Source organism: Streptomyces sp. NPDC020597 (assembly GCF_044335095.1).
GTDB lineage: Bacteria > Actinomycetota > Actinomycetes > Streptomycetales > Streptomycetaceae > Streptomyces.
Map to the genome: position 1 here is coordinate 98,250 of NZ_JBIRUL010000005.1, position 20,980 is coordinate 119,229.

Here is a 20,980-nt window from a genome sequence, read left to right on the forward strand (position 1 = left end):
CACGGCGAACGGCTCCCGGGAGCCGCCGGGCCCTTTCCCGCCGGGCCGGCCCCATGCCTCTTCCCGCCCTGGGCCGGCCCGCCGCCGGGCTCCCGTCGGCGTCGAGTGGCGTCAGCGTCAGCCGGTCGCCGACGCGAGCCGAGGACCAGCCGTCCGGTACCGACCGGCGCGCCGTGTCGAACAGCGGAGCCGCGACCCCGCCGGCGGCGAGCCGGTCGGACGTCTCGCAGAAGTGAGCGTCCGCCAGCGCGTACACCTCGTACCGCTTGTCCATGCGTCCCCCTTCGCGGCCCGGCCGGGAGACTCGCAAGCCGGGCGGGGGCGGGAACAGTCACCGCTGTCACGGGAACACCGTGCGGAACGCGTGCGTAAAGACATGTTCGGTCCGTTTCGAGCGCAACCGGGCGCGCGGCCTTCGCGATGCCCCCACGAGGGCCCGAGAAACGGTTCCAGGGGCTGCGCGCGGGCTGCATTAGCGCTGTAATTACGGACGTGGTCAGTGAGGGTGCCGCGGAGCGCAGAAAGGGACCTCTGGGTGTCGAGACGGCCCTCAAGACGGTCACCGCCGATCCCGTCTCGCCCCAACGGGTGCGCCGCACCCTCGAACAGGCGCTCGTCTACGCCGGCGCCGCCCTCGCCGCCGTCTACACGCCCGCGCCGGAGGCCGGACTGCTCTGCCTCGCCGAGTCGGCGGGCGTGCCGAGGACCCTGTACGGACTGCGCGAGAGCTACCCCCTCGACGGCGGCTCGCCGGCCGCCGACGCCCACCGCACCGGGCGCCCGGTGTGGCTCGGCCCGCAGGAGGTCGCCGAGTGCGCCGACGCACGGCGGATGCCCGCACGCGACGTCCATCTGGCCGCCCTGCCGGTCCGCGACGGCGCGGGCGGCTGTCTGCTCGCCGTCAGCGAGCGTCCCGGCGGTTTCGACGCCGAGGACCGCGCCTGCCTGGAACTCGTCGCCGACGCCGTCGCCCTGCCCGCCCCCACGGCCCGGGCCGAGGGCGAGAAGCTCCTCGCGGGCGGCTTCAGCCTGGCCATGGACACCGGACGCGTCGAGGTGGGCGACGCGATCCTGGAGCTGTTCGCGATCGACCGGGCCGAGTTCGACGGCCGGGTGGAGACCCTGCTCGGCCTCACCGTCCCCGAGGACCTGCCCTCGCTGATGTCCGTCGTCGAGGCCGACCACATGTCGATCGGCGACCGCGAGCTGGAGTTCCGGGTGCTCCAGCCCGCCGGGCCGCCGAAGTGGCTCAGACTGCACGGCCGGCTGCTGCCCGGCGGCGACGGCCGCCCCGCCCGGCTGGAGGGCACCGTCGCCGACGCCTCCACGCTGCGCGCCGAGATCACCGACGTCGCCCGCGTCCAGCGCCTGGCCGCCGCACTCGCCACCGCCGGCACCGTCCGCGACGTCAGCCAGGCCGTCGTCGCCGCCCTGCGCAAGCCGCTGCGGGCCGACCGGATCGCCCTCGCCGAGCTGGAGAACGAGCGGCTCGTGGTCACCGTCCTCGACCCGCCCGAACCCGACGCGTGGCCCGAGCTGTGGCAGCTGGAGTGGCGCGGCGAATGGCCCGACGCGCCGGTGCGCGCCATGCCCACGCTCGCCGCCGCGCTGCGCGAGGGCCGGGCCGGGATCTGGCCCGCCGGCACCGCCCTGGAACCGGCGCTCGCCGAGGTCGGCCCCGGCGGCCTCGCCGTGCTGCCGCTGTCCGCCGGCGGCCGCACGGCCGGCGCCTGTCTCATCGGCTGGGACGCGCCGCACGACTTCGGCCCCGACGAGCGCGCCCTGCTCACCGCCTCCGCCGGCCTCGCCGGACAGGCCCTGATGCGCGCCCACGCCTTCGACGCCGAGCACGAGCTCGTCGGCATGCTCCAGCGCCAGCTGCTCCCGCGCCGGCTGCCCGAACTCCCCGGCGGGTTCGCGGTCGCCCGCTACCTGCCCGCCACCGCGGGCCTGGAGGTCGGGGGCGACTGGTACGACGTGATCCGGATGCCCGACCATCACGTCGCCCTCGTCATCGGCGACGTCCAGGGCCACAGCGCCGCCGCCGCCACCCTCATGGGCCAGATGCGCACGGCCCTGCGCGCCTACGCCGCCGAGGGCCATCCGCCGGACGTGGTGGTCTCGCACGCCAACCGGCTGCTGGTGGAGCTGGAGACCGACCTCTTCGTCACCTGCTGCTACGTCGACGTCGACATGGAGGACGGCACCGCCTGGTGCGTACGGGCCGGGCACCCGCCGCCCGTCCTGCGTCATCCGGACGGCTCGGCCGAGGTCGCCGAGACGGACGGCGGTCCGCCCCTCGGGATCCTGACGCAGGCCGAGTTCCCGCTGACCCCGCTGCGGCTGACGCCGGGCGCCGTCGTCGCTCTCACCACGGACGGGCTCGTGGAGTCCGCCGACCTCGACATCGGGGCCGGCCTGGACCGCCTCGCCCGCGAACTGTCCGCCGCCGACCCCGCCCAGCTCGGTCCCGTCGCCGACGCACTGCTCGGCAGCGCCCACCGCGGCGACGACGTCGCCCTGCTTCTGCTGCGCTACGACGGCATGGCGGTCAAACCCCGGCGCGAGGGCTGGACGGTGTGGAGGGTGCCCGAGGCGGCCCGGCACGCCCGCCGCTTCACCCGGCGCAGCCTGCGGGGCTGGGGCGTCGCCGACTCCGCCATGGACACGGCGCTGCTCGTCGTCTCCGAGCTCGTCACCAACGCGCTGGTGCACACCGGCGGCCCCGTCCGCCTCGACTTCACGCTCATCGACCGCCGGCTCCGCGTCGCCGTCACCGACGCCTCGCCCCGCACGCCCGTCAAGCCGACCGACCCCGGCTGGGAGGCCACCGGAGGGCGCGGCATCCTCCTGGTCGAGGCCGTGTCCGACAGCTGGGGGACGGTGCCGGTCAGCGGCGGCAAACAGGTCTGGAGCGAGCTGCTGCTGGAGCGCTGAACAGGGCGGACGCTCACGTGTCCCGGGCGGCGGAGAGGGTACCCGCCGCCCATGGACACCTTCGCCTCCGCATTCCTCGCGGCATCCGGAAGGTCCGCACTGGCCTCCGTAGCGTTCGTCGTCGTCGGGCTCGTCCTCGTCGGCGGGCTGATCTTCGCCTTTCGTCTGGGGTTCAAGATCCGGCGCCGGGAGCCCGCGCCGCCGCAGCCGCACGAACAGCCCCGGATGCCCGCCTCGGGCCCGACCCACGAGAGCCGCTCGCGTGAACCCAACGAGATGCCCCGTGCGGCCGACGGCGAGCGCCTCACCCCGCACGAGCTGAGGCCCACCGGCAGCCGGGACGGCGCCGACGCGGCCCGGCCCCGCTGGGACGAGGGCACGGGCGGCTCGTTCGGCAGCGGAGGCCCGGGCGGCCGCTGAACCCGCCCCCAGCGCACCTGTGTGCCGGCGGTGGCCGCACCCGGGGGCGCGGATCGCCCCGGGGGCGCGCCCGGCGGGGAACAGCGTCAGGGGCGACGGCTGACCGGCCGTCACGCACGACCCGCGCCGCCCCCGAAGCCTCCCCTCGGCGGCTCCTCCCGCAGCCCTGTCCCGCAGTCGCCTCCCGCCTTCCGGCCCGCGCCTGCCGGTGGCCCGCGCCGGGCGGCTACCGGCGTCGTCGGTGCGACGGCCCCGCCGTCGCCCGCCCTCCGGCGGTGACCCGGCCGAGCGCCCGGTACACCGCCCGCCGCACCCGGCGGGCGGTGCGGCGTACGCCGCCGGGCTGCGGCGCCGGCACGACGAGGACGCCGTCCGGGCCGACGTGCAGGGCGAAGGGCAGCGGATGGAACCGTGCCCCTGGCGTGTCCGGCGTCAGGCACACCGTGGTGAGCCAGGTACGGCCCGCCAGATCGCCCACCGGCAGGACGGCGTCCAGCCGGCCGCCCGGCGCGAGCGTCCCGAAGATCTCGTGCGAGCTCGCGGGCTTCGCCCCCGTCAGCCGCAGCAGCACCGCGGCGGTCTCGGGCACGTGCAGCGGCAGGACCACATGGAACCGCTCCCCGCGGTCCCCGCCGAGAGCGACGTCGCCGGCGGCGACCCGGGCGAGGCCCAGCCGCTCGCTCGCGTGACCGACGTCCAGCGCGAGGCCGGCGTGCCGGTCGGTCCAGTAGGGCAGCACCACCCGGTCCGCGACGACCCCGGCGAGCGGGACGGGCCGGCCGTGCCGGGGCGCCGGGCCCAGCCGCACCTCCTTCGTCCACCCGCCGAGGACCACCCTCACCCACACGTCCCACAGGCCCTCGCGGGGCGGGCTGCCGCTGATCGCGGTGGCGGGATCGACGACGGCCGTGCCGCGCAGCACCAGACGCACCCGGCTCCCGTCCCCGGCCGGCAACCGCTGCCGGTCCGTGCGCACCGGCTGGAAGTACTGCGCCGCGCCGGCGCGCTCGCGCAGCAGCAGGTCGGGCGAGACGCGGTCGAAGCGCTCCGCGGTGTCCAGGCCGAGCCAGCGCACCGCGTCGGCGACGTCGCGCGGCGGCCACGGCGGACGCTCGCCGGCGGCGGGGACGGTCATCGGCTCGCCGTCGTGCGTCAGCTCCGCCGCGAAGGCGATCCGCAGCAGCCCGCCCCGCCATTCGACGCCCTGCGGCTCGACGGAGAGCCCGATGCCCGCCTCCCACCGCGCGAACGCGACGGCGTCGTCGTAACGCCCGTCGGCGGCCAGTGCCGCGACGACCCGCTGGGTGGGCTGCAGCGACGCCGCGACGCCCGGCCCGAACCGCTCGACGACGACCCCGTGGATCTCCTCGAACAGCTCCCTGCGGTAGTCCTCGGGCAGATTCAGGAAGCGGCGGCCGCGCAGCCGCTCGACCATCTCCACGCGCAGCCAGCGCCGGAACAGCCGGTCGCGCAGGTCGCCCGGCTCGGTGTACCGCTCGACGACGTCGAGGGCCTCGCGGAGGTTCTTGAAGTAGCTCACGGGGTCGAACCGCTGGAGGCTCACGTTGGCCGCGTCGTCCCGGCGGACGTGGTAGTAGCACACGTAGTCGCTGAGCACGGCGACGTTGTCCGCGCGCAGATAGGCCTCGGTGACGAAGACGTGGTCCTCGAGGCGCCGGCGCCCCTCCGGGAAGCGCAGACCGGTCCGCTCGAGAAACGCCCGGCGGATCATCTTGTGCGGGGTGAGACTGTCGATGAGCGGCGCGTCCTCGACGCCGGCGTGCGGGCGGTTCGTGCGGAACAGCTCCACCGGCACCGCGCGCCCCCGGCCCGCCATCCTGCCCACGACGACGTCCGCGCCGTTGGCGACGCCGTAGTCGTACATCCGCTCCAGGGCCTCCGCGCCGAGGTGGTCGTCGGCGTCCACGAACATCACGTACTCGCCCCGGGCGGCGTCGATGCCGACGTTGCGCGGCTTGCCGGGCCAGCCGGAGTTCTCCTGGTGGACGACGCGGACCCGGGGGTCCTGGTCGGCGAGGGCGTCGAGGAGCGCCGGGGTGGCGTCGGTGCAGCCGTCGTCGACGAAGACGATCTCGTAGGCGTCGGGCGGGAGCGACTGCCCGAGCAGCGAGGCGATGCAGTCCTCGATGTAGCGGCCGGGGTTGTAGACCGGGACGATGACGCTGACCTTGACCGGCATCGGGCTCCTGGCCCCCTCGTCGGATCGCCTGCCGTGCGGACGGCGGGTGCGTGCAGCCCGATGCTAACCCCGCAGTCCGCGCCCCACCTGTCCTGATTCGTCCCGATCCGGATTTTGTAGTCTGGCGCCGTGCGCCTCCTGCTGATGTCCGACACCCACCTGCCCAAGCGCGCCAAGGCGCTTCCCGCCCCGTTGCTCGACGAGCTCCCCGGCGCGGACCTCGTCGTCCACGCGGGGGACTGGGTCGACACGGCCGCCCTCGACCTGCTGGAGAGCCGCAGCCGCCGGCTGCTCGCCGTGTACGGCAACAACGACGGGCCCGAGCTGCGCGCCCGGTTGCCCGAGGTCGCCCGCGCCGAAGTGGGCGGACTGCGGTTCGGCGTCGTCCACGAGACCGGTCCGGCACAGGGGCGGGAGGCGCGCTGCGCGGCCCGCTTCCCCGACCTCGACGTCCTGGTCTTCGGGCACAGTCACATTCCCTGGGACACCACGGCCCCGGGCGGCCTGCGCCTGCTCAATCCGGGCTCCCCGACGGACCGCCGCCGGCAGCCGTACTGCACCTACCTCACGGCCACCGCCGCCGAAGGCCGCCTCACGGACGTCGTCCTGCACCGGCTGCCGCCGCGCTGAGCGCCCACGCGCCCGGCGGGCCGACTTCAGCGGGGAGGACGAACCGGGCCGCTTCCGGCCGATGCGGTCGGAGGCGGCCCGGAACTTGCGAGTGTGCGTTGCGTCAACGGGCCTCCTTCCACCGTGGGACGACGTAAGGACATGCATGCGTGTCCGTTGTGGGCGCGTACCCCGTCGCGGGCCGCGCTACACATCTCCCGTCCGGTGAATCCCGATCCCGATCCCGCACGCCCGCCCGCGCACTACCGCGCGGGCGGGGTCCCACCGTCCGCCGGGGGGTGGATCGCCCCGGCCGTCGACGTGAGCGGCGCGCCGCTGCCGCCCCACCGCAGCGCGACGATCTCGGCCGCCACCGACACGGCGACCTCCTCGGGCGTACGGGCTCCCAGGTCCAGCCCCACCGGCGAGCGCAGCCGCGACAGCTCGGCGTCGGCGACCCCGGCCTCCCGCAGAAGCGCACGGCGTTCGTCGTGGGTGCGGCGGCTGCCCATCGCCCCGACGTACGCGGCGGGCCGGCGCAGGGCCGCCGCCAGCAGGGGCACGTCGAATTTCGGGTCGTGGGTCAGCACGCAGATCACCGTGCGCCCGTCGGTGTGCGTGCGGCCGAGGTAGCGGTGCGGCCAGTCCACGACCACCTCGACTCCCGCCGGGAAGCGGGCCGGCGTGGCGAAGGCCGGGCGGGCGTCGCAGACGGTGACCTGGTAGCCGAGGAAGTCGCCGATGCGGGCCACGGCGGCCGCGTAGTCGATCGCGCCGAACACCAGCATGCGCGGCGGTGGGGCGAAGGAGTGCAGGAACACCGAGACGGAGTCCTCCCGCCGCCGGCCGTGCGGACCGTAGTGCCGCAGTCCGGTGGCGCCCAGCGCCAGTCCTCCGCGCGCGTCGGCGGTGACGGCCGCGTCCAGCCCCTCGGAGCCCAGCGTGCCGGCGGTCCGGTCCGGCCAGACGGCGAGCACCGCCCCGTGGGGTGCGGGACCGTCGGTGACGGTGGCCACGGTCACCGGTTCGCCCCCGGCGACCGACCGGGCGACCGCCCCGAACGAGGGGTCGAGGTCCGGCGTCACCGCCCGCACCAGCAGGGTGAGCTCGCCGCCGCAGGTCAGCCCGACGGCGAAGGCGTCGTCGTCGCTGTATCCGAAAGTGGCCGACCGGGGCGTCCCGTCCGCCAGGACCTCCTGGGCCAGCTCGAACACCGCGCCCTCCACGCACCCCCCGGACACGCTGCCCACGACCTCGCCGCCCGGGCCCACCGCCATCGCGGCGCCCGGATCGCGCGGCGCGCTTCCGCGGACGGCGACCACGGTGGCGAGCCCGAAAGGCGCGCCGGTCTCGTACCACCCGGACAGCACCGGAAGAATCTCACGCACGTGAGCACGGTAAGCCGCCGCCCGGTCCGCCGCTTCCCGGCCGGCCGCCAAAGAACCCGGCGCCGCGCGGATCCCTTGCCGTCCCCGAACGTCTCCGCACGGACGGCAAACCGCCGAACCCTCGGGAGTACCTGGTGCACACGACGGGTGTGACGGCCCAACTGGGCGCTCTATGCAGGAACTTACTCGTGGGTCAGAAGGTATTGACGGTGCTCGAAAAGCGCCGGACCGTAGTGCACATGCTGAACATCCGGGCCCGTCTGCTCGCAGTTCTGGTGGTCCTCTGCGGACTCTGCGGCTTCCTGACGGCGGCGGGCGCCTCGCCCGCCGCCGCGGACGCCACGCTCCCCGGCTCGCTTCCCTTCGACGGCACGGCGCTCACCGTGGCGAACGGCCGTTTCGTCGACGGCAACGGCCGCGAGGTCGTCCTGCGCGGATACAACGTCTCCGGCGAGACCAAGCTCGACGAGAACAAGGGCCTGCCCTTCGCCTCCGTCGCCGACGCCAGGAAGTCGGCGACCGCGCTGCGCGCCCTCGGCGGCGGCAACTCCGTGCGCTTCCTGCTCTCCTGGGCCTACGCCGAGCCCGTGCGCGGCCAGGTCGACACCGTCTACCTCGCCGCCGCCACCGAGCAGATGCGCGCCTTCCTCGACGCCGGCATCCGTGTCTACCCCGACTTCCACCAGGATCTCTACTCTCGCCATCTGTTCAACCGGGGCAGTTGGTACACCGGCGACGGCGCCCCCAAGTGGGCCGTGGACCTGGGCGGTTACCCCGCCGAGTCGTGCGGCATCTGCTTGTTCTGGGGACAGAACATCACCCAGAACGGTGCGGTGAAGGCCGCCCAGTACGACTTCTGGCACAACGCGCACGGCGTCCAGGACAACTTCCTCGCCACCGCCCAGCAGACCATGGCGTACGTCAGGCAGCACCTGAGCGCGGAGGAGTTCGCCGGCGTCCTCGGCTTCGACCCCTACAACGAGCCCTACGCCGGGACCTACGACTCCGGCCAGACCAGCCGCACGTGGGAACGCGACCTCCTGTGGCCCTTCTACGTGAAGTTCCGGGCCCGGATGGACGCGGCCGGCTGGCAGGACAAGCCCGCCTTCGTCGAGCCGAACATGTTCTGGAACGGCAACATCGACTCCCAGCGGCAGGAGGGCGGACTCCTCGACGTGGGCACGCTCGGCTCCCGCTACGTCTTCAACACCCACTTCTACGACCAGAAGGCCATCTCCGGGATCCTGATGTGGGGCAAGGCGGCGGACGGCCAGTACGTCACCGACTTCGGCGCCGTCCGGGACCGGGCCGCGGCGACCGGGACCACGGCGATCGTCAGCGAGTTCGGACATCCGCTGGCCGGCAACGTCTCCGACAAGGCGCCGACCGTCCTCAAGGCCATGTACCAGGCGCTCGACTCCCGGGTGAAGGGCGCGTCCTGGTGGACGACCCCGGCCGTCTCCGGTCCCGTCCTCTCCGGCAGCCAGTGGCAGTGGGACATCTACTGGGGCCGTCATCGCGAGCTGATGAACGGCAACCCCGACAAGGTGCTCACCCGCGGTGACGCCTGGAACGACGAGGACCTGTCGGCCGTGCGCCTCGACGACTCCGGCAACGCCACGCTCCGCCAGGACGCGCGGCTCCTCGACCGGGTGTACCCGAGCGCCACCTCCGGCACGACCGTCGCCTTCACCTACGAGGACCGCTCCCGCGACGGCTCCACCACCCTCACCTGGAACCCGGTCCCCGGTTCCCTGCCCGCCACGAAGCAGCTCGTCGGCTCCGGCCAGTACGCGCTTCTCGTGTGGCGCTCGGCCGGCGGCGCGGCGCCCACCGAACTGCATCTGCCCGCCTCCTTCCCGACCGCCACGACCACCGTCGTCTCCGACCTCGGTGCCGTGTACGCGCCCCCCGCCTACACGACCGGCACGAACATCGCGGCGGCCGTCGAACCGGGCGGCACGGGCAGCCGGCGTCTGCTGCTCAGCACGTCCGACTCGGGCACGGTGCACTACGCACTGGTCACCAACGGCGCGAGCGCGCCGACCGCGGCCCAGCTGACCGCGGCCCGCACCGAACTGTCGGCCTGGGTGGCCCAGAAGGTCGGGTGACCGCACCGGAACGACGAAGGGGTGGGTGGCGGTCACCGCCACCCACCCCTTGCGCCGTGCGGCCGCCGTCAGCTGCCGGCGCCGGTCCAGCCCGCCGCCACGTGGCCGAGGCGGACCCGCTGCGGGTGGTCGCCCACGGGAACCGACACGACCTTCTGCCCGGTGGCGAAGTCGATCGCGGTCACCTGGTCGGCGCCGCTCTCGGAGATGACGCAGTCCTTGCCGTCGCCGCTGACCGTGGCCCAGTAGGGCTTGGAGGCGGTGACCAGCGGGCCCTCCTCGAGGGTCGCGCGGTTGACGATCGTCGCGTAGTCGTCCATCGTGCCCGCCACGCACAGCTTGCTGCCGTCCGGACTCATCGACAGGCCGTGGTGGCGCGAGTCGTTGACGTACGTGGTGCGGTCGTCGCTGGTCGAGGGGTTCTTCGGCAGGGTCTTCGTCCGGGTGATCCTGTCCGTGGCGAGGTCGTACTCGAAGAAGCCGTTGAAGAACGAGACCTGGAAGTACAGCTTGGACTCGTCCGGCGAGAACACCGCGGGGCGCACGGCGTCCGAGTAGTCCTTGAGACCGATCGCGTCCAGCCGCTGCCGCATGTCGATGATCTTGACCTGCTGGTAGGTGTTCGCGTCGACGACGGTGATGCGCCGGTCGCCCTTCGTGAAGTCCTGCCACGGCGCGTCCTGGGACGTGTTCACGTCACCGATCGCCATGTTGTAGATGTACTTGCCGTCCTTGGTGAAGATGTTCTCGTGCGGCTTGTCGCCGGTCTTGAACGAGCCCACCTGCTTGCCGGTGACGATGTCCAGCACGTGCACGGTGTTCGAGATCGACGCGGAGACCGCGACCCGCTTGCCGTCGGGGGAGACGGCCATGTGGTCGGAGCGGTAACCCGACACCGGGAACCGCCAGTTGATCTTCCCGGTGGCCAGGTCGAGGGAGACGACGTCCGCGAAGCTCGGCCGGGAGACCACCACCGACGCGCCGTCCGGCGTGGTGTACATGTCGTCGACGAACTGGTCGTGCCCCTCGCCGACGCCGTTGCGGATGGCCATGAAGTAGATCCACTTGATCAGGTCGCCGTTGATCTCCTTCATCCGGGCGTCCTTGTCGGGGATCACGTTGATCCGGCCGATCTTCGCGAAGTCGCCGCTGGACTTGATGACGTCCGCGGTGCCCTCCCAGTTGTTGCCCACGAAGAGCACCTCGCGCAGCGCGGCGGCCGTGGAGGAGTCCGAGGCCGCCGGGGCGGCGGCCGCGACGGCGGCAGGAGCGGTGACGGTCAGGGCGACGGCGGCGGCGATGGAGCAAAGGTGCCTGGATCTGAAGGCAGCCATGACTGCTCTCTCCTCTGGGGGGCGGAAGGTCAGGGGCAGGGGTGTGAAGGCGGGGGAAGACCCCGCCGAAATCTGAACACGGGCCCGTTCAGAATGTTCTTACTGGAAAGTAAGGAAGGGGTGCCCTTCGCCACAAGACTCGTACACGACAAAATTGGCGGTGGAGCCACACCGAGCGACGAAGGAGGGCCATGGCGGGCAGACTCAAGGCGCCGACCGGCCGCTACGGCGGCAAGTCCGCCGAGCAGCGGCAGGCCGAGCGGCGCGGCAGGTTCCTGGACGCGGCGCTGCGGTCGTTCGGCGGCGCGCCCGGCTACCGGGGCACCACCGTCGCCTCGCTCAGCGAGGCGGCCGGTCTGTCGACCCGCCAGTTCTACGAGGAGTTCCGCACCCTCGAGGACGTCCTGGCGGAGCTGCACCTCCAGGTGAACGCCTGGGCCGAGGAGGCGGTCGTGGCCGCCGCCGTCGCCGCCGAGGGCAAGTCGCTCCCCGAACGCGCCACCGCGATCTTCCGCGCCTACGCCGCCAACGTCACCTCCGACCCCTGCCGCATCCGGATCACCTTCGTCGAGATCGTCGGCGTCAGCCCCCGGCTGGACGAGCAGCGCCTGGCCCGCAGGGCCCGCTGGATCGACCTGATCTGCGCCGAGGCGACCGCGGCCGCCGCCCGCGGCGAGGGAGCCCCGCGCGACTACCGTCTCGCGGCCACGGCCTTCATCGGCAGCGTCAACGGCCTCCTGCACGACTGGAGCGCGGGCTGGGTGGACGCGACCCTGGACGAGGTGGTCGACGAGCTGGTCCGCCAGCTGCTGGCCATGCTGCGGCCGGCGGAATGGGAGCCCGGCGGCCCGCAGGGCGAGCGGTAGGCGGGCCGCCCTCGATCCGGCCGGACCTGGTCAGCCCAGGCGCGCCACCGCCTCCACCACCCGCCCCACGCCGTCCTCGCCGCGCACCCGCGCCCCCACCAGCGCCGCCCGGCGGGCGTATCCGGGTTCGCGGGTGACCCGCACGAGGGCCGCCGTCAGCGTGTCGGCGGTCAGCCGACGCAGGGGGACCGTGCCCGGGGCCACCCCCAGTGCGACGAGCCGGTCGCCCCAGAACCCCTCGTCGAACTGGATCGGCACCGGCACGGCCGGCACGCCCGCCCGCAGGCCTGCCGCCGTCGTGCCCGCACCGCAGTGATGGACGACCGCGGCCATCTCGGGGAAGAGCAGCGAGTGCGGCGCCTCGTCGACCGTCACCATGTCGTCGCCGTCGGCCGTCAGGCCCGCCCAGCCGCGCTGGATCACCCCGCGCAGACCCGCCCGCCGCAGCGCCCGGACGATCTCGGCGCCGAGCCGCCGGGGGTCGGGCACCGTCGCGCTGCCCAGCCCGACGAAGACCGGCGGCGGCCCCGCGTCCAGGAACTCCCGCAGCCGGGACGGCAGTCGGCTGTCGCGGTCGTGCGGCCACCAGTAGCCGGCGACGTCCAGCTCCGCGCGCCAGTCCCGGGGCCGCGGCACCACCAGCGGGCTGAAGCCGTGCAGGACCGGCCAGCCGTACCGCCGCCTGCGAGGGGCGAGGACTCCGCGGCGGACGGCGGGCAGTCCCAGCCGGGCGCGCACCAGGGGCAGCACCGGGGTGAAGATCTGTTCGACGGCCGCCTCGACGCCGTGCCCGGCGAGCCGGTTGCCGGCCGCTCCCCAGGAGCCGCCGCCCAGCATCGGCGGGGCGAACTCGCGGGTCGGAGCGACGGGTTGGAGGTAGAGCCCGAGACTCGGCAGGCACAGCCCCTCGGCGATCGTGTGGCCGAGGGGCGCCACCGAGGCCGAGAGCAGCAGCGCGTCGGCCTCGCGGGCGGCGGTCAGCAGATCGTCCGCGATGCGCCCGACCAACGTCCGTGCCATCCGGGTCACCCGCAGCAGCTTGCCCGGTCCGGTGGTGCTGCGATGCAGTCCGCGGCCCCGCTCGGACTCCAGCTCGGCCCGCGGGTCCAGCGGCAGTGCGTGGAAGCCGACGCCCGAGCCCGCCACCAGCGGCGCGAAGCGCGCATGGGTGACCAGGGTGACCTGGTGTCCCGCCCGCGCGAGTGCCCGACCCACACCCGTGAAGGGGGCCACATCACCCCGGGAACCCACCGTCATGATCGCCACTCGCACGCCCGACAGTATGGCGGCGGGCGGCCCGCGCGTGAAGAACGCCGCGCAGACGGCCCGTTGGACTTTGAGAACGGTCACAATTCCTCTGCCGCAGCCGTTGACTTCACCTGTCGGCGGCTCTAGTTTTTCGGCGCACCACGTTCGGTTCGCCGAATCTCGTTCGATATCTCGAAGTGCGCTGACCTTAAGCTGGAGCCGCCCGTATGTTTCCCCCACTCCCCGCGTCCCTCGCCCGGCACGGGAGATCCGCCGCCGCACGGGTGCTCGCCCTGCTGCTGACGGTCGCCGCCGCCCTGGTGTTCGTCCAGCCCGGCACGGCCCGGGCCGCGACCTCGCGCCAGATCGCCGTGCCGGCCGCCCCGATGGGCTGGGCCTCCTGGAACAGCTTCGCGGCCAAGATCGACTACAACGTCATCAAGCAGCAGGTCGACGCGTTCGTCGCCGCGGGCCTGCCGGCGGCCGGATACCAATACATCAACATCGACGAGGGCTGGTGGCAGGGCACCCGTGACAGCGCGGGCAACATCACCGTCGACGAGTCCGAGTGGCCCGGCGGCATGAAGGCCATCGCCGACTACATCCACGGCAAGGGCCTCAAGGCCGGCATCTACACCGACGCCGGCAAGGACGGCTGCGGCTACTACTTCCCGACCGGCCGGCCCGCCGCCCCGGGCAGCGGCAGCGAGGGCCACTACGACCAGGACATGCTCCAGTTCTCCCGGTGGGGCTTCGACTTCGTGAAGGTCGACTGGTGCGGCGGCGACAAGGAGGGCCTCGACGCCAAGACGACGTACCAGGCCATCAGCGACGCGATCACGAAGGCCACGGCGACGACCGGCCGGCCGATGACCCTGTCACTGTGCAACTGGGGCCGGCAGAACCCGTGGAACTGGGCGCCGGGCCAGGGCGCGATGTGGCGGACCAACGACGACATCATCCTGTTCGGCAACAAGCCGTCCATGACCAACCTGCTGACCAACTACGACCGCAACGTCCACCCCACGGCCCAGCACACCGGCTACTACAACGACGCGGACATGCTGATGGTCGGCATGGACGGCTTCACCGCCGCCCAGAACCGCACCCACATGAACCTGTGGGCCGTCTCCGGCGCGCCGCTCCTCGCCGGCAACAACCTGGCCACCATGACGACGGAGACGGCGAACATCCTCAAGAACCCCGAGGTCGTCGCCGTCGACCAGGACGCGCGCGGCCTGCAGGGCGTCAAGGTCGCCGAGGACGGCACCGGGCTGCAGGTGTACGGCAAGGTCCTCGCCGGCAGCGGCAAGCGCGCCGTCGTCCTGCTCAACCGCACCTCCGCCGCCGCGAACATCACCGCCCGCTGGGCCGACCTCGGCCTGACCGGCGCGTCCGCGACCGTGCGCGACCCGTGGGCGCGCGCCGACCTCGGCGCCTTCGCCACCGGTTACACGGCGAACGTCCCGGCGGGCGGCTCGGTCATGGTCACCGTCAGCGGCGGCACCGAGGCGGCGGGCAGCACGTACACCGGCACATCGAGCTTCTCCGGCGTCGCCGCCGGCGACACCGGCCTGAAGGTCGTCGACGTCGCCTACACCAACACCGCCGCGACCGCCCGCACCGCGACGCTCAAGGTCAACGGCCAGACCCCGACGACCGTCTCCTTCCCGCCGACGGGCTCCACGCAGGGCACGATCACCCTCCAGGTCGCCCTGTCGAAGGGCTCCGCCAACACCCTCGCCTTCACCGGCGCCCCGACCCTCGCGGACATCACCGTCAGGCCCCTGCCCGGCGCGAACGGCAGCCTCGTCGTCGGCAGGCAGTCCGGCCGCTGCCTCGACATGTTCGACAGCACCATCGCCAACGGGACGCAGGCGGAGCTCTGGGACTGCAACGGCGGCTCCAACCAGGCCTGGACGTACACCTCCCGCAAGGAACTCGTGGTGTACGGCAACAAGTGCCTGGACGCCTACGACCACGGCACCGCCAACGGCACCAAGGTGGTCGTCTGGGACTGCACCGGCCAGAACAACCAGAAGTGGAACGTCAACGGCGACGGCACGATCACCAACGTCAACGCGAGTCTGTGCCTCGACGCGTACGGGGCGGCCACGGCCAACCGCACCCCGATCGTGCTGTGGACGTGCGGCGCCGCCGACAACCAGAAGTGGACCCTGAACTGACGTGAGGAGCCAGGGGGTCCGACGCGACGTCAGGACCCCCGCGGCCGTGCCGGGCAGCCGATCGGGCCCGGCTCGGGGCCGGGAAAGCCCGGCGGGACCGCAGCGGACCCGCCGCCGCTCACCGGCGTCGGCGGCGACGCCGGCGGGCCGGCGCGGGCGCCGGCGGGAGCGGACGCGGCCGGCCCGCTCTCAGCGCCCTCCGCAGCAGGAGGACGCTCGCAAGCCGCCCCACCGCGAACACCGGCTCCGACAGCGCCGGCCTGGACGCCCGCGACCGCCCCAGTCCGGCCCGGACCGAGAAGGTCCAGGTCAACCGGGAGGTGACCTGGACCCCTGCGGTCTTCCTCCCTACTCGTCCCATGCCTGGATCATCGTCTGCTCGACGATCTTGCCGTCGCGCAGGGTGATCATCGACTCGGCGAGCACCCGCACGCCGTCCGGGTACCGGCAGGACTCGCTGTAGGCGGCGCGGTCGCCCTGGACGACGCACTCCTCCAGCTTGTGGGTCATGTCCCGGCTGTAGACGTCGTCGAGCAGCTGGGCGATCTCGTCCCGGCCGTGCAGCACCCGGGGCTTGCTCGGCTGGGTGTTGTGGTCGACGAGCCGCAGTTCCGCGTCGTCGGCGTAGAGCGACAGAAGTGTCGCTGCGGTCTGTCCTTCAATGCCCTGGCGCAGCGCCTCGGTGTCGAAGGCGGAGCCTGCCGCGGTGCCCATGATGACCTCCTACGAGGGCAGCGGCCGAGGGGAGAGACGCCGCCGGGCCCTCACCTCCGAGGCTCCTCCGCCGAGCCCGGCTCGGCAAGCGCAGCGGCACGCTCCACCTGTCGGGTGAGGGGGGCCGCCCGCCCGTGTCCGCCGGGGCGGTCACGGCGTTGCTGAGGGCATGATCTCCACTCGACGCATCGCCGCCCTCGCCGCCCTCGCCGCAGGGCTCACGGGCCTCGCGGCGCCCATGGCGAACGCGGCCGACGCCCCGGACGCCGGCCGGATCAATCCGCTGACCGCGCTGGACTCGCTCGCGACCTCCCAGATCCCGCAGGAGCACCGCTCCGAACTCCCGCCCGTCTCCCGGCAGCTGAGCGAAGTCAACAAGGTGACGCAGCTCCAGCAGCTGAACGAGCTGCACCAGATCACCGACCTCGCCGCCCCCGTCACCGGGCTGCTGCCCGGGATCCAGGCCTGAGTCCCCTGTCTCCTCGGCGGGGCCGTCCGGACGACCGGGCGGCCCCGCACGCGTGAACGCCGTGCCGCCGGCTTTCGCGGCACGCGGCCGGCCGGCGGGACGCCCCGCCGCCCCGGTCACCCGACGGTCGCGAGGAACCGGGTCGCCGCGAGGTCGGCGTAGAGCGGATCGGCCGCCACCAGCTCACGGTGCGTGCCCACGGCCCGCACCCGCCCCACGTCCATGACCACGATCCGGTCGGCCGTCGTGACCGTCGACAACCGGTGCCGCCGTGACGCGCAGCCGCAGCAGATACGAGGACAACGCCCGTCGCGTCCCGGGCACCCCCGACTCCGCCGTGCGCTGCAGAACGAACGAACCCGGTGCGCCCACCACGGAGTTGGCGACGACCAGAGCCGTCAGAGCGAGCAACGGGCCCGATATCGCGCGGTCGTGGCCGAGATCGTCGATCAGTTTCCCTGCCACCAGCGGCAGCAACAGTCCGGTGGCGCCGGTGACGAGCGAGAGCGCCGCCCCCGCGAGCAGGGCCGGCGGTGCGGGCGCACGCAGTCGAGCAGCAGCCGCCACGTGGACCGGTCGTCGTAGGCCGCCTGGGCGATGGTCACGGGGCTCGGTGGGAACCCACGGGCTGCGTCGGCCATCGGGGCGGAGCGCCGGGAAAGGGCGTGCTCAGGACGTCGACGCGGCCCGCCCGGCACAGGCGCCGGCGTCCGTCGCCGATCAGTCGAGCGTAGGGTCGGCACAGGGACGGTTGACCGCCGAGGAAAGGGCAGCGCCATGCCGCAGGAAGTACGCGCAGTGATCGCACCGGGCCGGGACGAACCGGTGCGGGTGGAGACGATCGTGATCCCGGATCCGGGCCCGGGTGAGGCGGTGGTGCAGGTCCAGGCCTGCGGGGTGTGTCACACCGATCTGCACTACAAGCAGGGCGGCATCAACGACGAGTTCCCGTTCCTGCTCGGGCACGAGGCGGCGGGCGTGGTCGAGTCGGTCGGCGAGGGCGTCACGGACGTCGCGCCCGGCGACTTCGTGATCCTGAACTGGCGGGCGGTGTGCGGCCAGTGCCGGGCCTGCCTGCGGGGCAGGCCGTGGTACTGCTTCGACACGCACAACGCGAAGCAGCGGATGACCCTGCTGGACGGCACGGAGCTGTCGCCGGCCCTCGGGATCGGCGCCTTCGCGGAGAAGACGCTGGTGGCGGCCGGCCAGTGCACCAAGGTGGACGCCTCGGTGTCGGCGGACGTGGCCGGGCTGCTCGGATGCGGGGTGATGGCGGGCATCGGCGCCGCGATCAACACCGGCGGCGTCGGGCGCGGCGACAGCGTGGCCGTCATCGGATGCGGCGGGGTCGGCGACGCGGCGATCGCCGGGTCGCGGCTGGCCGGCGCGGCGAAGATCATCGCCGTGGACATCGACGACCGCAAGCTGGCCAAGGCCCGCGAGATGGGCGCCACGCACACCGTGAACTCCAAGGAGACCGACCCGGTCGAGGCGATCCGGGAGCTGACCGGCGGCTTCGGCGCCGACGTCGTCATCGAGGCGGTCGGCCGCCCGGAGACGTACCGTCAGGCCTTCTACGCCCGCGACCTGGCCGGCACCGTCGTCCTCGTCGGCGTCCCCACTCCCGAGATGAAGCTCGAACTCCCGCTGCTGGACGTGTTCGGCCGCGGCGGGTCGCTGAAGTCGTCCTGGTACGGCGACTGCCTGCCCTCGCGTGACTTCCCGATGCTGATCGACCTGCATCTGCAGGGCCGCCTGGACCTGGGGGCGTTCGTCACCGAGACCATCGGGCTGGACGAGGTGGAGAAGGCGTTCGAGCGGATGCACCACGGGGACGTTCTGCGCTCGGTAGTGGTGCTGTGATGGCCGCGCGCATCGAACGCCTCGTCACCTCCGGCCGGTTCAGCCTCGACGGCGGCACCTGGGACGTCGACAACAACGTGTGGATCGTCGGCGACGACCACGAGGCGATCGTCATCGACGCCGCGCACGACGCCGACGCGATCCTCGCCGCCCTCGGCGGGCGACGGCTGACCGGCATCGTGTGCACCCACGCCCACAACGACCACGTCTCGGCCGCGCCCGCTCTCGCCGACGCGACCGGCGCCACGATCTGGCTGCACCCCGACGACCTGCCGTTGTGGAAGCTCACCCACCCGGACCGCGAACCGGACGCCCACCTGACCGACGGCCAGGTCATCGAGGCCGCCGGCGCCGACCTCACCGTGCTGCACACCCCCGGGCACGCCCCCGGCGCCGTCTGTCTCCACGAGCCCGGACTGGGCGTGCTGTTCAGCGGCGACACCCTCTTCCAGGGCGGGCCCGGCGCCACCGGTCGCTCCTACTCGCACTTCCCGACGATCATCGCCTCCATCAGGGACCGGCTGCTCGCCCTCCCGCCCGAGACGAAGGTGCTGACCGGGCACGGCGACGCGACCACCATCGGCGCCGAGGCGCCCCACCTCGAGGAGTGGATCGCCCGGGGCCACTGACGGGAAAAGATCCGGTGCCGCCGTGCCGGACGGCCGTAGTCTCATGGGCATGACCAGCACTCTCCTGACCCTGCACGGCACCCGCGTCCTGCGGTGCGCCCCCGACGGCCCACCGCTCGACGGGGAGCGCGCCGCACTCGACCTGATCGGCGACGCGTTCGGCCAGGACGCCCAGCTCGTGGCCGTGCCCGCGGAACGGGTCGGGGACGACTTCTTCCGGCTGCGGTCCGGGGTCGCCGGCGAGGTCGTGCAGAAGTTCGTGAACTACCGGATACGGCTGGCCGTCGTCGGCGACGTCTCCCCGCAGCTCGCCGAGAGCTCCGCGCTGCGGGACTTCGTCCGGGAGGCGAACCGCGGCGGCCAGCTGTGGTTCGTGGCGGACGACGGCGAACTGGACGACCGGCTGAACCGGGCCGCCGGCTGAGCGCGGCGCACGGGCGAAACCGGCCACCGGGTCACCCGGCCACCGGGTGAGCCCCCGGCCGTCGGCCGCACGACCGGGCTCACGCTGAGCATTCACACCGAGGGCGACGGCGGCGTCGCCGACGGCAGTGGCGGCGCCATCGTCGGCCAGCGCGCCGGGTGCCCCGGCGGCAGGTCGAGGTCCTCGCGCACGGCCGCGTAGTAGCCCTCGCGGCCCGCGCGCTGTCGCTCCAGCAGCGCCTGCCAGGCCTGCGGGTCGTGCGTCCCCTCCCGCAGGAAGCGCTCCATGTCCATCACCACGGTCACCCATGCCCGCGCCCGCTCCACCACGTCGTGGCTGCCCAGCATGACCAGCGCCTCCCCGGCCGGGTCCCGTCCGTCGGTGGCCTGCGCCAGCTGCGGCGCGGCCTCCTGCGGGGACAGCGGGTAGGGATGCGGGTCGTTGCCCTGGTGCGAGGCGACGCGGTACATCAGGTTCACCGACTTCTTCACCGCCCGCGCGTACTCGGCGTACACCGTCAGGCGCCGTTCCTCCCACCGCGCCGACCGCTCGCGTGCGAACCTGGCCCGGTCGCTGCGCACGAGGGCGAGATACGAGCCGAGAGCGCCGACGACGACGCCCAGAAGGGCGGGAAGTTGCTGGAGGAACGCGGACATATCCGCACGAGTACCTTCCTGATGACGCGATGATGCTCAAGGGGCCGTCAGATCATTTCACTTCACCTGACGGTCCGGAAGTTCACTGTTTCGTCACAGACCGGTGCCTACCACAACCACTGACCCGGTCGGCCGGTCTACGTTGACGAAATCGCGAGAACAGTGTCAGGGAGAGGGCAGGTCATGGGGGACATACGCAGACGAGGGGCGGTCGCGCTCGGTATCGCCGGGCTGGTCGCGCCGTTGACGCTCGCGTTGGGCGCGGCGCCGGCCCAGGCAGCGAGCTGTACGACGTCGGCAGGGCCGTACCAGAAGCAGGTGGAGAAGTTCCTCGGCCGGCCCGTCGACGGCAGGCAGTCGAGTGCCGACTGCTCGGCGATCCGGGCGTTCCAGAACAAGCACGGCATCACGCCGAACATCGGCTACGCGGGGCCCGTCACCTGGGGCGTGATGGATCTCATGAACAAGCAGAAGGCGGTGGGCAACAAGCCCAACAAGGCGGGCGCGTGCCCCACCAACAAGGGCCGCATCGCCTGCGTCAACCTCACCCTCCAGATCAGCTGGATCCAGGACGGCAGCAGGCTGGTCTACGGGCCGGTTCCCGTCCGCACCGGCCGCGACGGCTACGAGACCCGCACGGGCCTGAAGAAGATCTACTGGCGGCACATCGACCACGTGTCGACCATCTACAACGTGCCCATGCCCTACAGCCAGTTCTTCGACGGCGGCCAGGCCTTCCACTCGGTCGGCGTCAGCATGTGGAACCCGCCGGGCTCGCACGGCTGCGTCAACATGACGAGCACGACCGCCAAGAAGTACTGGTCGCTGCTCAAGAACGGCGACGACGTCTTCGTGTACGGGCGCAAGCCGGGCACCTGAGCCGTCGGTCGTGGGCGCGCCGCGTGTCGCGGCGCGGCCGCGCCGGG

General features: G+C 73.1%; 18 protein-coding genes and 1 pseudogene. 11 read left to right on the forward strand and 8 right to left on the reverse strand.

The genetic code is table 11. The features are described 5' to 3' along the window. The first annotated feature begins 492 nt into the window (after positions 1 to 492). Both ACH4ZA_RS11305 and ACH4ZA_RS11310 read left to right on the forward strand, forming a co-directional pair. Positions 493 to 2,937 (forward strand): SpoIIE family protein phosphatase, encoded by a 2,445-nt coding sequence (locus tag ACH4ZA_RS11305; protein ID WP_398429000.1) that lies wholly within the window; start codon positions 493 to 495, stop codon positions 2,935 to 2,937. Between the two features lie 51 nt (positions 2,938 to 2,988). Further along, positions 2,989 to 3,357, forward strand: a complete 369-nt coding sequence (locus ACH4ZA_RS11310; RefSeq protein WP_398429001.1) for a DUF6479 family protein — start codon at positions 2,989 to 2,991, stop codon at positions 3,355 to 3,357. Between the two features lie 226 nt (positions 3,358 to 3,583). On the opposite strand, the gene ACH4ZA_RS11315 is transcribed toward ACH4ZA_RS11310, so the two are convergent. Further along, positions 3,584 to 5,557, reverse strand: a complete 1,974-nt coding sequence (locus ACH4ZA_RS11315; RefSeq protein ID WP_398429003.1) for a glycosyltransferase family 2 protein — start codon at positions 5,555 to 5,557, stop codon at positions 3,584 to 3,586. 129 nt (positions 5,558 to 5,686) lie between these two features. Between ACH4ZA_RS11315 and ACH4ZA_RS11320 the strand changes: the two genes are divergently transcribed. Continuing rightward, positions 5,687 to 6,187, forward strand: a complete 501-nt coding sequence (locus ACH4ZA_RS11320; protein ID WP_398429005.1) for a metallophosphoesterase family protein — start codon at positions 5,687 to 5,689, stop codon at positions 6,185 to 6,187. Positions 6,188 to 6,429: 242 nt separating this feature from the next. Here the strand turns inward: ACH4ZA_RS11320 and ACH4ZA_RS11325 are convergent, their stop codons facing one another. After that, entirely contained in the window at positions 6,430 to 7,554 is a 1,125-nt protein-coding gene (locus ACH4ZA_RS11325; RefSeq protein WP_398429006.1) for an XdhC family protein, read from the reverse strand. Positions 7,555 to 7,793: 239 nt separating this feature from the next. Here ACH4ZA_RS11325 and ACH4ZA_RS11330 point away from each other — a divergent pair, with 239 nt between their 5' ends. Further along, complete coding sequence (locus ACH4ZA_RS11330) at positions 7,794 to 9,665, forward strand: cellulase family glycosylhydrolase (protein WP_398429007.1); 1,872 nt, start codon at positions 7,794 to 7,796, stop codon at positions 9,663 to 9,665. A 68-nt stretch (positions 9,666 to 9,733) separates the two neighbouring features. Here the strand turns inward: ACH4ZA_RS11330 and ACH4ZA_RS11335 are convergent, their stop codons facing one another. Then, positions 9,734 to 10,999, reverse strand: a complete 1,266-nt coding sequence (locus tag ACH4ZA_RS11335) for a YncE family protein (RefSeq protein WP_398429009.1) — start codon at positions 10,997 to 10,999, stop codon at positions 9,734 to 9,736. Between the two features lie 191 nt (positions 11,000 to 11,190). Between ACH4ZA_RS11335 and ACH4ZA_RS11340 the strand changes: the two genes are divergently transcribed. Beyond that, positions 11,191 to 11,865 (forward strand): TetR/AcrR family transcriptional regulator, encoded by a 675-nt coding sequence (locus tag ACH4ZA_RS11340; RefSeq protein WP_398429010.1) that lies wholly within the window; start codon positions 11,191 to 11,193, stop codon positions 11,863 to 11,865. A 30-nt stretch (positions 11,866 to 11,895) separates the two neighbouring features. Here the strand turns inward: ACH4ZA_RS11340 and ACH4ZA_RS11345 are convergent, their stop codons facing one another. Next, the gene (locus ACH4ZA_RS11345; RefSeq protein WP_398429275.1) at positions 11,896 to 13,122 is read right to left on the reverse strand and encodes a glycosyltransferase; all 1,227 of its coding nucleotides are present in this window, start codon (positions 13,120 to 13,122) and stop codon (positions 11,896 to 11,898) included. A 218-nt stretch (positions 13,123 to 13,340) separates the two neighbouring features. On the opposite strand from ACH4ZA_RS11345, the gene ACH4ZA_RS11350 reads away from it, so the two are divergent. After that, a complete protein-coding gene (locus tag ACH4ZA_RS11350; RefSeq protein ID WP_398429012.1) occupies positions 13,341 to 15,299 on the forward strand; it encodes an RICIN domain-containing protein in 1,959 nt (652 codons plus the stop codon). Between the two features lie 348 nt (positions 15,300 to 15,647). Here ACH4ZA_RS11350 and ACH4ZA_RS11355 read toward each other — a convergent pair whose 3' ends face one another. After that, the gene (locus ACH4ZA_RS11355) at positions 15,648 to 16,013 is read right to left on the reverse strand and encodes a nuclear transport factor 2 family protein (protein WP_398429014.1); all 366 of its coding nucleotides are present in this window, start codon (positions 16,011 to 16,013) and stop codon (positions 15,648 to 15,650) included. Positions 16,014 to 16,182: 169 nt separating this feature from the next. Here ACH4ZA_RS11355 and ACH4ZA_RS11360 point away from each other — a divergent pair, with 169 nt between their 5' ends. Beyond that, positions 16,183 to 16,482, forward strand: a complete 300-nt coding sequence (locus ACH4ZA_RS11360) for a hypothetical protein (protein WP_398429015.1) — start codon at positions 16,183 to 16,185, stop codon at positions 16,480 to 16,482. Positions 16,483 to 16,598: 116 nt separating this feature from the next. On the opposite strand, the gene ACH4ZA_RS11365 is transcribed toward ACH4ZA_RS11360, so the two are convergent. Beyond that, on the reverse strand, positions 16,599 to 16,742 hold the full coding sequence (locus tag ACH4ZA_RS11365) for a hypothetical protein (RefSeq protein ID WP_398429302.1): 144 nt from the start codon (positions 16,740 to 16,742) through the stop codon (positions 16,599 to 16,601). Between the two features lie 7 nt (positions 16,743 to 16,749). Then, positions 16,750 to 17,081, reverse strand: a pseudogene (locus tag ACH4ZA_RS11370) (ABC transporter ATP-binding protein); the annotation flags it as partial. A 178-nt stretch (positions 17,082 to 17,259) separates the two neighbouring features. Here ACH4ZA_RS11370 and ACH4ZA_RS11375 point away from each other — a divergent pair. From ACH4ZA_RS11375 to ACH4ZA_RS11385, 3 genes are read left to right on the forward strand one after another with little or no spacing between them, the layout of a single operon-like run. After that, entirely contained in the window at positions 17,260 to 18,345 is a 1,086-nt protein-coding gene (locus ACH4ZA_RS11375) for an S-(hydroxymethyl)mycothiol dehydrogenase (RefSeq protein ID WP_398429016.1), read from the forward strand. Then, positions 18,345 to 18,974 carry an MBL fold metallo-hydrolase gene (locus ACH4ZA_RS11380; RefSeq protein WP_398429017.1) on the forward strand — a complete coding sequence of 210 codons (630 nt, stop codon included), beginning with the start codon at positions 18,345 to 18,347 and terminating at the stop codon, positions 18,972 to 18,974. Before ACH4ZA_RS11375 ends, ACH4ZA_RS11380 begins: the two co-directional genes overlap by 1 nt. A gap of 49 nt (positions 18,975 to 19,023) precedes the next feature. Next, positions 19,024 to 19,398: a DUF4180 domain-containing protein gene (locus ACH4ZA_RS11385; RefSeq protein ID WP_398429018.1), complete on the forward strand. Its 375-nt coding sequence runs from the start codon at positions 19,024 to 19,026 to the stop codon at positions 19,396 to 19,398. Between the two features lie 92 nt (positions 19,399 to 19,490). On the opposite strand, the gene ACH4ZA_RS11390 is transcribed toward ACH4ZA_RS11385, so the two are convergent. Next, a complete protein-coding gene (locus ACH4ZA_RS11390; protein WP_398429019.1) occupies positions 19,491 to 20,054 on the reverse strand; it encodes a hypothetical protein in 564 nt (187 codons plus the stop codon). A gap of 183 nt (positions 20,055 to 20,237) precedes the next feature. Between ACH4ZA_RS11390 and ACH4ZA_RS11395 the strand changes: the two genes are divergently transcribed. Beyond that, positions 20,238 to 20,933 (forward strand): L,D-transpeptidase family protein, encoded by a 696-nt coding sequence (locus ACH4ZA_RS11395; protein ID WP_398429021.1) that lies wholly within the window; start codon positions 20,238 to 20,240, stop codon positions 20,931 to 20,933. The last annotated feature ends 47 nt before the right edge of the window (positions 20,934 to 20,980 follow it).